Genomic DNA, 12,870 nt, shown 5'->3' on the forward strand with positions numbered 1-12,870 from the left:
CCCTTTTGCCGGCTGGCCATTATCGTAACCGAAAGAGAGGGGCAAGCTTTACCCTTTCGATTTTTTTCGAATTTCTTTCATTTAGCGAGTCTGGCGCTTGAAGCTCCGGCGGAAACTCGGTAACGCCAACTCCACTGCGGCAGACGAAGGACCGCAAGGAGAGGTGGCTGGATGGCAAGCGCAGTTCCCCGGATGCAAACGATGACGCGATCGGGGACGCGATCGGGACGATTCGCGCTGGCCATGGTTGCCGTGTTGTTGTTGGCCGGCTGCAAGGTACTGACGGTCGAGGAAAACCGCCGCCTCAAGGCTGCGGCCGGACAGGGCTTCGATGCGGTCGCGTTGGTCGATCACGATTGGCAGAGCAAGATCATGCCCGCCGTCACCCAAGGTGCCGTGCCCTTTGGCGATCTGGCGAATGCTGCGCGCGCCGGGCAACTGAACGCTTTCGGCGCCGCCCATGGGCATCGTCCCTCTGATACCTCTGCCTACCGGTTCTTGGTCAGGGGCCAAGGGGTGGTTGCCGGCCGCGACCTGGCCGATCCGGCGGGCGGCATCGATCTGCGCGTGGATGGCGTGGGCGACGTTCGCCTGGAAATGGGCCCGGTGCTGATCGACACCGCGCTGCGCGATGCGCTACCGCTCTACCCCTTCAACGACATGCCCGACCAGATGGCCTTCGGCGCGGTGGCCAGTCAGCTGAACCTGCATGCGCTGGGCCAGACCCGCCCGGTGGCGGCCCATCTTGCCCCTGGTTCGGTGGTCTCCTTTATCGGCGCGGTGCGTGCGCCACAGGAGCCGGGCGACGGCTGGCGCGTGGTGCCCGTGCGCCTTGCTGCGGGAGCCGCGCTGTGAAGCCGCTGATGCGGGCACAAGGCGGGGGTGAGCGCCCGCTGATGCGGGCGCAGGGCGTGGTCAAGCGCTATGGTGGCGTGACTGCGCTGCACGGCGTGGACTTCGTGGTGGAGCCGGGCCAGGTCCATGTGCTGATCGGCGAAAACGGCGCGGGCAAGTCCACGCTGATGAAGATCCTCGCCGGCATCGAGACGCCCACCGAGGGCGAAGTGCTGATCGACGAGCAGCCCGTGCGCCTTGCCGGGGTGCGCGATGCCGCGGCGCGCGGCATCGGCATGGTCCACCAGGAACTCAACTTGTGCCCCAACCTGACGGTGGCGGAAAACATCTTCCTGCTAGGCACGGGCAGCGAATGGCTGGGCCGGCTCGACCGCGCGCGCGAACGCGACATGGCCCGCGCCGTGCTCGCCCGATTGCGCCAGGACATCGATCCCGATCGCCGCGTCGACAGCCTGTCGATCGGCGAGCAGCAGATCGTGGAAATTGCCAAGGCGCTGGCCGAGGAATGCCGCGTGCTGATCCTGGACGAGCCCACTTCGGCCTTGAGCGAAGCCGAAGTCGAGGTGCTGTTCGAGGTCATCGCCGATCTCAAGCGGCAGGGCGTGGGCCTTGTCTATATCTCGCACCGGCTGGAAGAACTGCTGCGCGTGGGTGACCGCATCACCGTGATGCGCGATGGCCAGGTGGTGGCCGCAGCCCCGGCGGCGGACGTTTCGGTGGCCTGGATCATCGGCCAGATGCTGGGCGAGGAAGGCCAGCTCGAACGCGCCAAATCCCTGCTCATCGATGGGCCGGCGGTGCTTTCGTTGGAAGGCATCCGCTCTCCCCGCGATCGGGTTTCGGCGGCGCTGCATGGCATCGACCTGGATGTGCGCGCGGGCTGCATCCTGGGAATCTATGGCCTGCTTGGCGCGGGCCGCACCGAACTGCTCGAAGTCGCCATCGGCGCGCGCAAGGCGGCCGAAGGCCGGGTCACGTTTCAGGGTGCGGACATCTCGCGCCTCTCGGTGGCCGACCGGATCGAACGCGGGCTGCTGTTCGTGTCGGAAGACCGCAAGCAGCAGGGCATCTTCGCCAATCTCGACGTGGGGCGCAACATCTCGCTGAGCGACCTGGCAAGTTGCGCCCGCCACGGGGTCGTGTCTGATCCGGCCGAGGCCCGCGCGGTCGACGGGATGATCGCTCGCCTGGGCGTCAAGGCTGCTTCGCGCCTGTCGGCGATCACCGCCTTGTCTGGCGGCAACCAGCAGAAAGCGCTGATCGGCCGGGCCCTGTTGCCCGGGCCCAAGGTGCTGCTGCTGGACGAGCCGACGCGCGGCATCGATGTGGGCGCGCGCGCTGAAATCTTTTCGACGATCCGCGAGCTCGCCGCCTCTGGCCTTGCCGTAGTGTTCACCAGTTCGGACGTGCTGGAAGTGCTCGCGATTGCCGACCGCGTGGTGGTCTTGTCCAAGGGCCACCTCACGCTTGACCAGCCGGTGGGCCAATGCAGCGAAGAGATCTTGATCGCGGCGGCCAACCAGGCCGCGCCGGCGCTCGTGGCGCCGCAACCGGCAATCTAGGGATGAGCGCGAACGTGAAGGACCAAATCGTGAACGGGAACGGCGCCATGGCGATCGTGCTGCGGTTTCGCACCCTGCTGGCGCTGGCCGTGGTGCTGGCTATCTTTTCCGTGCTGGCGCCCAATTTCCTGACCGTGGCCAATGCCATGATCATGCTCAAGCACATCGCCATCGTGGCGATCCTGGCGATCGGCATGACCTTCGTGATCCTGACTGGCGGCATCGACCTGTCGGTGGGCTCAATCGCTGGGGTTTCGGGCATGGTCGCAGGCGCGCTGATCCTCGACGGCTTGCCGCTGACAGTACTGGGCTATGTCGTCTACCCCTCGATCCCGCTGGTGGTGCTCATCGTGGTGGCGCTCGGTGTCGGGCTCGGGATGATCAATGGCGTGCTGGTCAGCCGCTTCAAGGTGGCGCCGTTCATTGCCACGCTGGGGACGCTCTATATGGCGCGTGGCGCGGCGCTGCTGCTTTCGAACGGCGCCACGTTCCCGAATCTTTCGGGCAATCCGGCGCTGGGCAATCAAGGTTTCGGCTGGCTGGGTGCCGGCGTGGTGCTCGGCGTGCCGGTGCCCGTCTGGCTCCTCGCGGTGCTGGCGGCCGGCGCGGCGGCGGCGGCTGGAGCCACCACCTTTGGTCGCCGCGTTTATGCCGTGGGCGGCAGCGAGCGCGCTGCGCTGCTGTCTGGCGTGCGGGTCGATCGGATTAAGTGTGCGGTCTATGCGATTTCGGGCGCGACCGCCGCGTTGGTGGGCCTGCTGGTCGCATCAGATCTTGTCGCGGCGCATCCCGCTTCGGGCGAGGCTTTCGAACTCAACGGCATTGCCGCAGTCGTGCTGGGTGGTGCCTCGCTGGCGGGCGGACGCGGCACGATCGGCGGCACGCTTGTGGGCGCTTGCGTGATCGGTGTGCTGGGCGACGGCATGGTCATGGTCGGCATCAGCGAATTCTGGCAGATGGTAATCAAGGGGGCCGTGATCGTGGCCGCCGTGGTTCTCGATCGTCTGCAGGAAAGGCTTGGTTGACGGATATGACGCAGGGCAAGCGTGACACGGAAGGTTCTGTTGAGGCTCGGCGCGCCGATGGCAACGTGCGCTTTGCCGAAGGCCGCCGCGCGGAAATTCTCGAATGGATTCGCGAGGAAGGCAGCGCGCGGGTGCGCGAACTGTCGAAGGCTTTTGGCGTATCGGAAGTGACTATACGCCAGGATCTCGAACGACTTGAAGCCGACGGCCAGATCGAGCGGGTCCATGGCGGCGCGTTTCTCAAGTCCGTGCCCCAGCAAGTGCGGTCCATGGCGCTGCAGCACCACGAGAACATGGATGTGAAGCACCGGATCGGCGTGGCGGCGGCCGCGCTGGTGGAGGATGGTGAGACGATCACGCTTGATGCAGGCTCCACCACCACCCAGGTGGCGGCGAACCTGCTCGAGCGGCGTGATCTGACCGTTATCACCAACGGGCTCAACATCGCGTTGCTGCTTGGGGCGCAGCCGGCGATTTCGGTGCACATGCCCAGTGGTCATTTCAAGGCACCGACGCTGTCGCTCAGCGGCGAGGGATCGGCGGACTATTTCCAGGGCCTGTTCGTCAAGCGCTTGTTCCTGGCGGCGGCGGCGGTTTCGATCGAGGATGGCATGAGCATCCCCTCGCTGGCCGACCTGCCGATCAAGCGCGCGATGATCGCCAGCGCCGAAAAGGTCTATCTCGTCGTCGATTCCTCCAAGATCGGCCGGCGTTCGTTTTCATCAGTCGGGCCGATCGGCTTGGTTCATTGCCTGATCACCGACAACGGCATTTCCGACAGCGACCGGGCGCGCTTCGAGGATGCGGGCATAGAGGTCATCGTGGCATGAAGCAGGTGCGTGGTGGTGTAAAAGCCTGGCTTATTGGGCTGGCTGTGGTCTTGGTCGCGGGTCTGGCCTGGTGGGGCACCGCTGGCCACAAGCCTTCGCGGCTGATCGTCATCATCACGCCTTCGCTCGATAACCCCTTCTTTGGCCAGGAAGCTGCGGGTGCCGAGGCGCGCGCGCATGAACTTGGCTATGCCACGCTAAAGTTCTCGCATGGCGACGATGCTTTCAAACAGAGCGAACTGGTCGACACCGCCATTGCCCGCAACGCTGCTGCAATCATCCTCGACAACGCCGGCGCCGAAGCCAGCGTGGCGGCCGTGCAAAAGGCGCGCAGCGCCGGCATTCCGGTCTTGTTGATCGACCGCGAAATCGCCGTGCGCGGCGTGGCGACGGCGCAGATCGTGTCGAACAACTATCAAGGCGCGATGCAGGGCGCTTTGGCCCTGGCCCAGGCGATGGGTGGCAAGGGCCCCTATGTCGAACTCGTCGGCAAGGAGTCCGATACCAACGCCACCGTCCGCTCGCGCGGGTTCCACGAAGTACTCGACCAGTATCGCGGTCTTGTGCCGATCGCACGACAGTCGGCCAACTGGAGCCAGTCCGAAGCCTTTACCCGCATGCAGTCCATCCTCCAGGCACACCCCGAAGTGAAAGGCGTGATCGCGGGCAATGACACCATGGCTATGGGGGCGCTCGCTGCGCTGCAAGGTGCGGGCCGCAGCGACGTGCTGGTTGTCGGTTTCGACGGTTCGAATGACATGCGCGACGCCATTCGTCACGGCCAGGCCGTGGCCACTGTGTTGCAACCCGCCTGGCAGCAGGCGCGCTATGCTGTCGATCTGGCCGACCGCCAGTTGCGCACCGGCAGCACTGGGCAGCCGGAAAAGCTGATCATGGATTGCGTACTGATCACGCGGGCCAACGCGGCGCGCGTTGCCGATTTCGCCTTGCAGCCAGCGGGATAGCTTCCGCAACTCGCTGACTTTTCTTGCCACTCTCCAAGGGATTCCCGATGAGCAAACTGACCTTCGGTGCCGGCATCTGGCACTTTGCCACTTATGTCGATCGCTATGCCACCGACGGCTATGGCCCGCCGCGCGACCTGATCGAGATGATCGACCTGGCTGGTCAGGTGCGCGATCTTTCTGTGGTCGACATCAACTTTCCCTGGAGCGCCGATGTCTCGGCCGACGCGGTCGAGACTGCGCTCAAGCGCAACAATCTTTCGGTGATCGGGATCACGCCGGAAATCTATAACCGCGAATTCTCGCGCGGGGCTTTCACCAATCCTGACGCCGGCGTGCGCCGCCGCGCCAACGAAGTGTGTAATCAGGCCGCAGACCTCGTGCGCCGTTTTGGCGCGTCTTACGTCAAGCTCTGGCCGGGCCAGGATGGCTGGGACTATCCGTTCCAGGTCGATCACCGCAAGCTGTGGCGCCTGTCCATCGATGGCATTGGCGAACTGGCCAGCCAGAACCCAGACCTCAAGTTCGTGATCGAATACAAACCGCGCGAACCGCGCGTGCACATGGCTTTCGATTCGGTGGCGCGCACGTTGCTGGGGATTGAAGCAATGGGCCTACCCAACGTGGGCATCCTGCTCGATTTCGGCCATGCGCTGTTTGCAGGGGAAAGCCCGTCCGATTCCGCGCAGCTTGCCATCGACCATGGCCGCCTGTTCGGCATGGATGTGAACGACAACCTGCGCGCCTGGGACGATGACATGGTGGCCGGCACGGTGCATCCGATCGAACTGTTCGAGTTTTTCTACACTTTGCGCAAGAACAACTGGGAAGGTGTGTGGCAGCTCGACCAGTTCCCCTTTCGCGAGAACGGGGTGGAAGCGGCCGATATGGCGATCGATTTCCTTAAGCACATCGACACCGCCCTTGACCGGCTGGATTTCGAGGCCTTGCAGGCCGCGCAGGATCGCCAGGATGCGCTGAGCGCGCAGAAGCTGGCGCGCAAGGCTTTGTTCGGCATCTGAACATTTTTGTTTGAACCAGACTGCAGGGCGGGGCGTCGGCTGTTACAGCTGGCGCCCCGACTTGCTCTGACATTCGCGAAGCGTGGTGATGCAAAATAGACACGTTTCGATATAGCGCTAAATTCTCTTTCGATTGCTTTCGAATTTATCTTGCTTGCCCTTTCGTAGTGCGTATATCGGCCCTCAAGCGCCGGGCCCGAAGGCGGGTCCGCAAGGTGCGCATTAAAAGGAGGGAGGGTGACGTGAGTTCTCGAATTCTGATGATCGGTGCATGCATGCCGGCTTTGGTGGCAGCCGTTCCGGCCTTGGCGGCCGAGGCCCAACCGCAAGACCAATCCCAGGCTGTCGATAGCCAAGAGATCGTCGTCACCGCGCAGAAGCGTTCGGAAAATCTCCGCGATACGCCCGCCGCCGTCGCTGTGGTGGCACCGGTGCAATTGACCCGCGCCGGTGTGACTACGATCGATGATCTGGGCAAGGCGGTGCCTTCGCTGGTCGCGCAGCCCGCCTCCACGACGCTGCGTCCCTTCTACACCTTGCGCGGCATCAGCACCGCGGTTGTGACCGTCGGTTCCCCCAGCGGTGTCGCGGTCATGCTCGACGGTGTCACGCTCGCGCCGGAATCGCTGGCCGCGCGCCAGCTATCGGATATCGCCAGCGTTGAAGTGCTGCGTGGCCCGCAATCGACGCTGGGTGGCCGCGCCGCTTCGATCGGCGTGATCAACATCGTGACGCGCAAGCCCACCGACACGTTCCAGGGCCAAGCCAATGCGACGATCACCGCAGACGGCGAATATCGCGGATCGGCATTCATCTCTGGTCCATTGGGCGAGTCGGTCGGGTACACGTTGTCTGGCTTCGGCTCGCATACCGATTCGATCACGCGCAATCTCACCACCGCGCAGAAGGACTATTCCGAAAACTTCGGCGTGCGCGGCAAGCTGCAGTGGGAGCCCCTCGACGGGCTGAAAGTCACGCTCTCGGGCAATTACATCGACACGCGTGACGTCGGCGCTTTTCAGGCCTATTCTTACGTCGATCCGACCGCCAAGTTCCGTGGCACTTATGCGCAGTCCGCAGCGCTTCCGGGTATTACACCCAGCGTCAGCAACACCGATTACGCTACGATTACCACCCCGGGCCAGCACTCTAAGGATCAGCTCTACAGCCTGGCGGTCGAATATCGTGCGGGCAAGGTGACATTCACGTCGCTGAGCGCTTATTCCAAGGAAAATCGCGACTTACGCTATGACGCCTACATGGAAGCGCTCGATTGGGCATCGCTGGGCTCGCGTGGCCAGTACAGCTGGAACAACATCCAGCGCTCGCAACTCAACATCCAGGGCTTCAACCAGGAATTGCGCTTCGCTACCGATCAGTTGGGCGCGGTGCGCCTCCTGGGCGGCCTCTATTACGATTATAGCAAGACCGGCTTCCAGTTCGATCGTCCGGCATTCGGCACCTTCATTCCGTTCGGTGCCTATCGCGTTGCGGAAAACAACTCCTATGCGGCGTATCTGCGCGCGGATTGGACGCTAGCGCGCGGCACGACGCTGACCACCGGGCTGCGCTTCAACCGCGACAAGATCGCGTATCAGTACAATCTGCAGTACAACACCACGCCGGCGAGCGCGACCAGCCAATTTAGCCGCACGGGGTCGGATAGTTTCAGCACACTGGTTGGCGATGTCACGCTCAAACAGCAGGTGTCGCAATGGGTGAACGTCTATGCGAAGTATTCGCGTGGTTACAAGCCCAAGGTTTATAACCTAGACGGCACTTTCACGGCAACCAATACTATCGCGCCTGTCAACAAGGAACGGGTAGATGGTGCGGAATTGGGCATGAAGGGTGATTTCTTCGATCGCCGCCTGTCGCTCAATATCGCGGCGTTCTATGCCGTCTACCATAACTTCCAGGTGCAGAGCGTCGATCCGACGGTTTCCGTGCCGACTTTCCAGATGACCAACGCGGGCAAGGCCAGCACGCGTGGCATCGAAATGGATGCCACGGTGCGCGCGGGGCAGGGCCTCTCATTCAACTTTGCCGGTGCCTATACCGACGCGCGCTATGACAGTTTCGTGGGTGCCAATTGTTATTCCGGGCAAACGGCGGCAACGGGGTGCACCATTTCGGGCGGCACCAGCTATCAGGACCTCTCGGGCAAACGCCTGCCCAGCGCTCCGCTTTGGAAGTTCAACGCGGGTGCCGAAAAGCGCTTTGCGTTAAACGAAGCTCTCGATGCCAACCTGGGCGGGGTAATCACCTACCAGTCGGCAATCGCATTCAGCTCGAACTGGAACGTCGGATCGGTGCAGGGCGCTTATGCCTTGCTCAATCTGTCGGCTGGTATCGCCGACCACGACGAGCGCTGGAGCGTGACGGCCTTCGTCAACAACGTCACCGACAAGCGGTATGCCTCTTCGATCTCAGACGTGGGTGGCCGCTGGGGCAACAAGCCGGTATTCAACAGCTGGTACGGACGTGACGCGCATCGTTATGCTGGGGTGCGACTTGAGACGAAGTTTTAGACCAGAGTAAATCACTCGCGCCTGGAAAATTCGAGGCCAGCGCGCGCAGGTACGTTGTGGCAGCGGTTTTCGTGGTTCCGCAAATTAAAGCTTCGAGCATTGTGAAAAGCGGGAACCGTTGTTCGCGCGATACGAAAAAAGTAACTAGACCATCCTGCCTGATTTCGAAATCAGGCAGGATGGTCTAGTGCGTTCGCGTTCAAGATGCCGTTCGTGGTTGCATCCTTCTCGCCTCAGCGTTCTTGGACACCCGGCCCGATGCGTCGACGCTGATTACCTCACGGCGGTCGTCCTCGAGATAGAGCGCGGTCAGCAGTCCGGTGGTGTAAGCGCCGGTGTCAATGCCTATCCGGTTCGGGCGATCGACGACGGCGCGCGAAATGGTGTGACCATGCACGATCACTGCTCCAAAATCGTCATCGGCATCGAGAAAATCCGAGCGGATCCACAGCAGGTCCTCGCGGGCCTGGCGATGGAGCGGTACGCCTGGTCGCACCCCGGCGTGGCAGAAAAAATAATCTCCTGATCGTGCGGTCAACGGCATCGTCCGTAGCCAGCGGGTGTGGCGCCGCGGCATGTGGCGGCGGAGTTGCCGCGCATAGCGCCGTAGATCCGTGCTGGATTCCGGCAGATCCAGGCCATAGCTGCGGATCGTTTCAGCGCCGCCCACCTCGAGCCACTTCTGCAGGACCATGATGTCACCATCGAGCGCTCTGAGCATCGCTTCTTCGTGATTGCCCATAAGCGCGATCACCTGGTCCGTGTCACTCTCGAGCCCGGCGACGAGATCGACAACGCGGGCACTGTCCGGGCCGCGGTCAACCAGGTCTCCCAGAAAGACGATGTGCAAGCTTTCCGGTGTCCCCTGCGCACTCGAATGGGCGCCGACGGCGTCGAGCAGCAGTTTCAGCAGGTCGTAGCGGCCGTGAACATCGCCAATGGCGTAGATGCGTTCACCCGGATCAGTTCTCGGCAACGATATCTCTTTTCCATTTGGGGCGCCCGCGAGCGGCGCACATGCCATGTCTCTGCTACGGCCTGCAGAGTCGCGGACAAAATTGGCTTTCGCTATGTCGGGAATTTGCGCGGGTTTGTCCAGAGTGCGACCAATGTCTCGCTCGTTATGGCGCGTGCGCGCCATCACTGCCTTGCGCGAAGATCATAGCATGGTATTCGGGTCAAAGCAGGTGCCCAGAGCCAGCTACTGCCGCATGCGATCTCATTCACAAGGAAACGTGCCGAAGGTTATGCAGCAAGCCCTCGAACTGGCCCTTGACAACACCGTCATACCTTTTCGAGCTAGGCGGCGTGTTCTGCTCGTCGCCTCGGGCGGAGGGCATTGGATCGAACTCACGCGATTGGCGCAGGCGTTTCAGCACTGTGATTGTGATTTTGTTAGCACCGTGCCCAATCTCACAGCGCCGATCGGGGAACGGCCGGTGCAAACCATCATCGACAGTTCGCGGCATACCAGAATGAACTTGCTGCATTCGGTCCGTCAGATTTGGAAAATCATTCGCGAGGTGCGTCCTGATCTGGTGGTCTCGACCGGTGCGGCTCCTGGCGCTGTCGCCGTCATTCTGGCGCGTATGAGAGGTATTCAGACCATCTGGATCGATAGCATCGCCAATAGCGAGGAACTGTCGCTTTCCTGCAAGGCTGTTCGTCCTTTCGCCAGCCTGCGGTTGACCCAGTGGCCGCACCTTGCGCAGACGAATTCCGCTGTGCGCTATTTCGGACGCATTTTGTGATCCTCGTCTCGGTAGGCACCCAACTGCCCTTTGACCGCTTGATCCAGGCCGTTGACAGCTGGGCAGAAGCCAATGCGCGCACCGACGTGGTCGGCCAGATCGGGCCGTCGCGCTACACGCCCCGCGCGATGCGGTGTTTTCCGTTTATAGAGCATCGCCAGTTTTACGAACTGCAGAAGCAATGTACGCTGATGGTTAGTCATGCGGGCATGGGCTCGCTGATCGGCGCCATGGAACTGGGCAAACCGATCATCATCCTGGCCAGGGATCATCGGCGCGGCGAGCATCGCAATGGTCACCAGTTGGCGACACTGGGCCAGTTCCGCAACTTTCCTGGCGTCTATGCGGCCAACGACGAGCAGCATGTCAAGGAATTGCTGGACCGCAGTCACGAACTGACCGCAGCGCCATCGCTTGATCCTAAGGCGTCCACGGAGTTCATCGAGCGGCTGGCCGCCTATGTCGAAGACACGGCGCCGGCGCGGCTGCGCCTTGCCGACCGCTGGCGCAAGCGCCGCGGCGCTGGGGGGGCGGTGTGAGCGCAGCAGGCATGTTAGGTCGCGTGCCAACTGCCATCGCCAGAGTTCTTGCCAACCCTGTCTGGCTGCTGGCGGCGGCGGCGGCGGTGCCGATCGTCGCGTTTCAACACCCCCCGATCATGGACGCGCCCAACCATCTTGCGCGGATCTGGCTCGAAACCCAGAACCCGTTGCCTGGTGTGCTCGGCAAAGCCTACATCGTCGACTGGTCGCGCGCTTCATCCAATATTCTCGTTGATCTGCTCGGTGCGCCGCTGTTGCGTGTGATCGGATTGAACGCCTTCTGGGTTGTCGTGACGGCGCTGATGGTGCTGGGCCCATCGCTTGCCGCGATCTTTATCGCGCGGCAGCTACACGGCCGGGACAACCCCTGGCAGGCGCTGGCACTGAGCACTGCCTGGGGGCAGTCAACCATTTCGGGTTTCATCAGCTACACCCTGGCCATCGGGCTAGCCCTGGGTTTTTGCCTGCTCAATCTCAAGCTCGCGAGGTTTCTCGATCGCAGGGCCCGTTGCCTGATCTGCTCGCTCGAAGTCCTCGCGATCTACCTGACGCATCCTTTCGGGGTGGCGCTGTTCTTCGCATTCGCGTTTGCGATGCTGTTGGGGCCTGATCTTCGCGCCATGCGCCAGCTGACGCGGGGCAGGGTACTTGCCGCATTCGGCGGCTACGCGGTGATGATCCTCCCGACGATCGCGTACATTGCCTTGCACCGCGGCAACAGCCCGCTCGAGCTCAGCCCCATCGATTATCGCGGCGTGGTGTCCCACCTGGTGTCGCTGGTCTCGCCGTTCTTTGCCTATGACGAAAGCGTTGAACTGGCGCTGTTCGCGGTAATGGCGTCGTGCTGTCTGGTGGCCGTGTGGCGCGGTCGCCTGGCGTTTCATGCCGGCCTCCTCGTCTCGGTACTCCTGCTAGGCGTGCTGGCGATGCTGATCCCCGACGGCGTGGGCAATGCCTCGTTGCTGACCAGGCGTTTCCCGCTGATGGCCGCGTTGCTGCTGTGCATCGCGGCGCGTCGCAAAGATCCCGACGCTGCGCCTCGCACCAACTGGCTCGCGCTGGCATGTGCGCTGGTGATCCTGGCGCATAACGCGTGGATTTTCGGCGTGTGGCGGCAGCGCGAGGCAGATTATTCCGCGCTTGTCGACGTTTCCAAACGCATTCCGGCCGGTAGCAAGGTGCTCGTTGCGGTTGCCGATGTCCCTCCTGGAAGCGCCTTGCCACCTGGGCAATATGTCCACAGCTTCTTCATCCGCGCGCATCTGCCGGCTTTGCTGGTGCCGCTATCGGCCAGCTACATTCCCAATCTCTTTGCCGTTCCAGGTCAGCAGCCGCTTGCTTTTTCCGCTTCGTTTGCACGGTTGCAGGCGCAGATGGCGACTATTCCCACTGACGCGGAAATTCGTGCGCGCACGCCGCCGTTCGCGCAGGATCGCTATCTGGAGGCGTGGAAATGCGATTTCGATTTTGTGGTGATGATGAAGCCGGATCCGACCCGTGCGCCGTTGCCAATACCCTACGCGCAACGCGTCGCGCGCACACCGTTTATCGATCTTGACCGGATCGACAGACCTGCGACCTGCGGGAAGGCTCACTGAGCCGTAGCACCGCCCGGGTACTGGCCACTTCCCGTGCTAAGCCCGCGCAATGTTCTACCCCCAAGCTTCGTCGGTCAGGCCGACACCGTTTCAGGGAGAGCGGGCGCGCGGGAATTCCAAAAGGGCCGACGCGCACTGGGGTAACGCAACGCCAGACACGCGGTGCACAATCGCAAACAAAGCGTGATC

The 12,870-nt window shown here is 62.6% G+C and carries 11 protein-coding genes; 10 read left to right on the forward strand and 1 reads right to left on the reverse strand.

Annotated features, from left to right (window positions below; all coding sequences use genetic code 11):
• The first annotated feature begins 201 nt into the window (after nucleotides 1–201).
• The 7 genes from ABIC78_RS20060 (at nucleotide 202) to ABIC78_RS20090 (ending at nucleotide 8,790) form a co-directional block, all read left to right on the forward strand.
• A complete protein-coding gene (locus ABIC78_RS20060; RefSeq protein WP_354491628.1) occupies nucleotides 202–855 on the forward strand; it encodes a DUF2291 family protein in 654 nt (217 codons plus the stop codon).
• Nucleotides 852–2,417, forward strand: coding sequence for a sugar ABC transporter ATP-binding protein (locus ABIC78_RS20065; protein ID WP_354491630.1), 1,566 nt, complete (start codon nucleotides 852–854; stop codon nucleotides 2,415–2,417). Before ABIC78_RS20060 ends, ABIC78_RS20065 begins: the two co-directional genes overlap by 4 nt.
• A gap of 29 nt (nucleotides 2,418–2,446) precedes the next feature.
• Nucleotides 2,447–3,442 (forward strand): ABC transporter permease, encoded by a 996-nt coding sequence (locus tag ABIC78_RS20070; protein WP_216647774.1) that lies wholly within the window; start codon nucleotides 2,447–2,449, stop codon nucleotides 3,440–3,442.
• Nucleotides 3,443–3,447: 5 nt separating this feature from the next.
• Nucleotides 3,448–4,272, forward strand: coding sequence for a DeoR/GlpR family DNA-binding transcription regulator (locus tag ABIC78_RS20075; RefSeq protein ID WP_171799517.1), 825 nt, complete (start codon nucleotides 3,448–3,450; stop codon nucleotides 4,270–4,272).
• Nucleotides 4,269–5,237 carry a D-ribose ABC transporter substrate-binding protein gene (locus ABIC78_RS20080; RefSeq protein ID WP_354491632.1) on the forward strand — a complete coding sequence of 323 codons (969 nt, stop codon included), beginning with the start codon at nucleotides 4,269–4,271 and terminating at the stop codon, nucleotides 5,235–5,237. The genes ABIC78_RS20075 and ABIC78_RS20080 overlap by 4 nt, the downstream gene beginning before the upstream one ends.
• 47 nt (nucleotides 5,238–5,284) lie before the next feature.
• On the forward strand, nucleotides 5,285–6,259 hold the full coding sequence (locus ABIC78_RS20085) for a sugar phosphate isomerase/epimerase family protein (RefSeq protein ID WP_354491634.1): 975 nt from the start codon (nucleotides 5,285–5,287) through the stop codon (nucleotides 6,257–6,259).
• A 215-nt stretch (nucleotides 6,260–6,474) separates the two neighbouring features.
• Nucleotides 6,475–8,790, forward strand: coding sequence for a TonB-dependent receptor (locus tag ABIC78_RS20090; protein ID WP_354491636.1), 2,316 nt, complete (start codon nucleotides 6,475–6,477; stop codon nucleotides 8,788–8,790).
• A gap of 199 nt (nucleotides 8,791–8,989) precedes the next feature.
• Here ABIC78_RS20090 and ABIC78_RS20095 read toward each other — a convergent pair whose 3' ends face one another.
• Nucleotides 8,990–9,931 carry a metallophosphoesterase family protein gene (locus tag ABIC78_RS20095; protein ID WP_354491638.1) on the reverse strand — a complete coding sequence of 314 codons (942 nt, stop codon included), beginning with the start codon at nucleotides 9,929–9,931 and terminating at the stop codon, nucleotides 8,990–8,992.
• Nucleotides 9,932–10,037: 106 nt separating this feature from the next.
• On the opposite strand from ABIC78_RS20095, the gene ABIC78_RS20100 reads away from it, so the two are divergent.
• Genes ABIC78_RS20100 through ABIC78_RS20110 form a run of 3 tightly spaced genes read left to right on the forward strand, consistent with a single transcriptional unit; the run spans nucleotide 10,038 to nucleotide 12,681 of the window.
• Nucleotides 10,038–10,541, forward strand: coding sequence for a glycosyltransferase (locus ABIC78_RS20100; RefSeq protein WP_022675821.1), 504 nt, complete (start codon nucleotides 10,038–10,040; stop codon nucleotides 10,539–10,541).
• On the forward strand, nucleotides 10,538–11,080 hold the full coding sequence (locus ABIC78_RS20105; protein WP_354491640.1) for a glycosyltransferase: 543 nt from the start codon (nucleotides 10,538–10,540) through the stop codon (nucleotides 11,078–11,080). The genes ABIC78_RS20100 and ABIC78_RS20105 overlap by 4 nt, the downstream gene beginning before the upstream one ends.
• A gap of 23 nt (nucleotides 11,081–11,103) precedes the next feature.
• Nucleotides 11,104–12,681, forward strand: coding sequence for a hypothetical protein (locus tag ABIC78_RS20110; RefSeq protein ID WP_354491642.1), 1,578 nt, complete (start codon nucleotides 11,104–11,106; stop codon nucleotides 12,679–12,681).
• Nucleotides 12,682–12,870 lie beyond the last annotated feature (189 nt).

The sequence above is a fragment of the Novosphingobium sp. 1529 genome, from assembly GCF_040544855.1.
Taxonomy (GTDB): domain Bacteria; phylum Pseudomonadota; class Alphaproteobacteria; order Sphingomonadales; family Sphingomonadaceae; genus Novosphingobium; species Novosphingobium capsulatum.

What these genes read in the sequence shown, in the direction of transcription:
- ABIC78_RS20060 (WP_354491628.1), top strand. Translation starts at nt 202, where the DNA reads ATGACGCGATCGGGGACGCGATCGGGACGATTCGCGCTGGCCATGGTT.
- ABIC78_RS20075 (WP_171799517.1), top strand. Translation starts at nt 3,448, where the DNA reads ATGACGCAGGGCAAGCGTGACACGGAAGGTTCTGTTGAGGCTCGGCGC.
- ABIC78_RS20080 (WP_354491632.1), top strand. Translation starts at nt 4,269, where the DNA reads ATGAAGCAGGTGCGTGGTGGTGTAAAAGCCTGGCTTATTGGGCTGGCT.
- ABIC78_RS20085 (WP_354491634.1), top strand. Translation starts at nt 5,285, where the DNA reads ATGAGCAAACTGACCTTCGGTGCCGGCATCTGGCACTTTGCCACTTAT.
- ABIC78_RS20095 (WP_354491638.1), bottom strand. Translation starts at nt 9,931, where the DNA reads ATGGCGCGCACGCGCCATAACGAGCGAGACATTGGTCGCACTCTGGAC.
- ABIC78_RS20100 (WP_022675821.1), top strand. Translation starts at nt 10,038, where the DNA reads ATGCAGCAAGCCCTCGAACTGGCCCTTGACAACACCGTCATACCTTTT.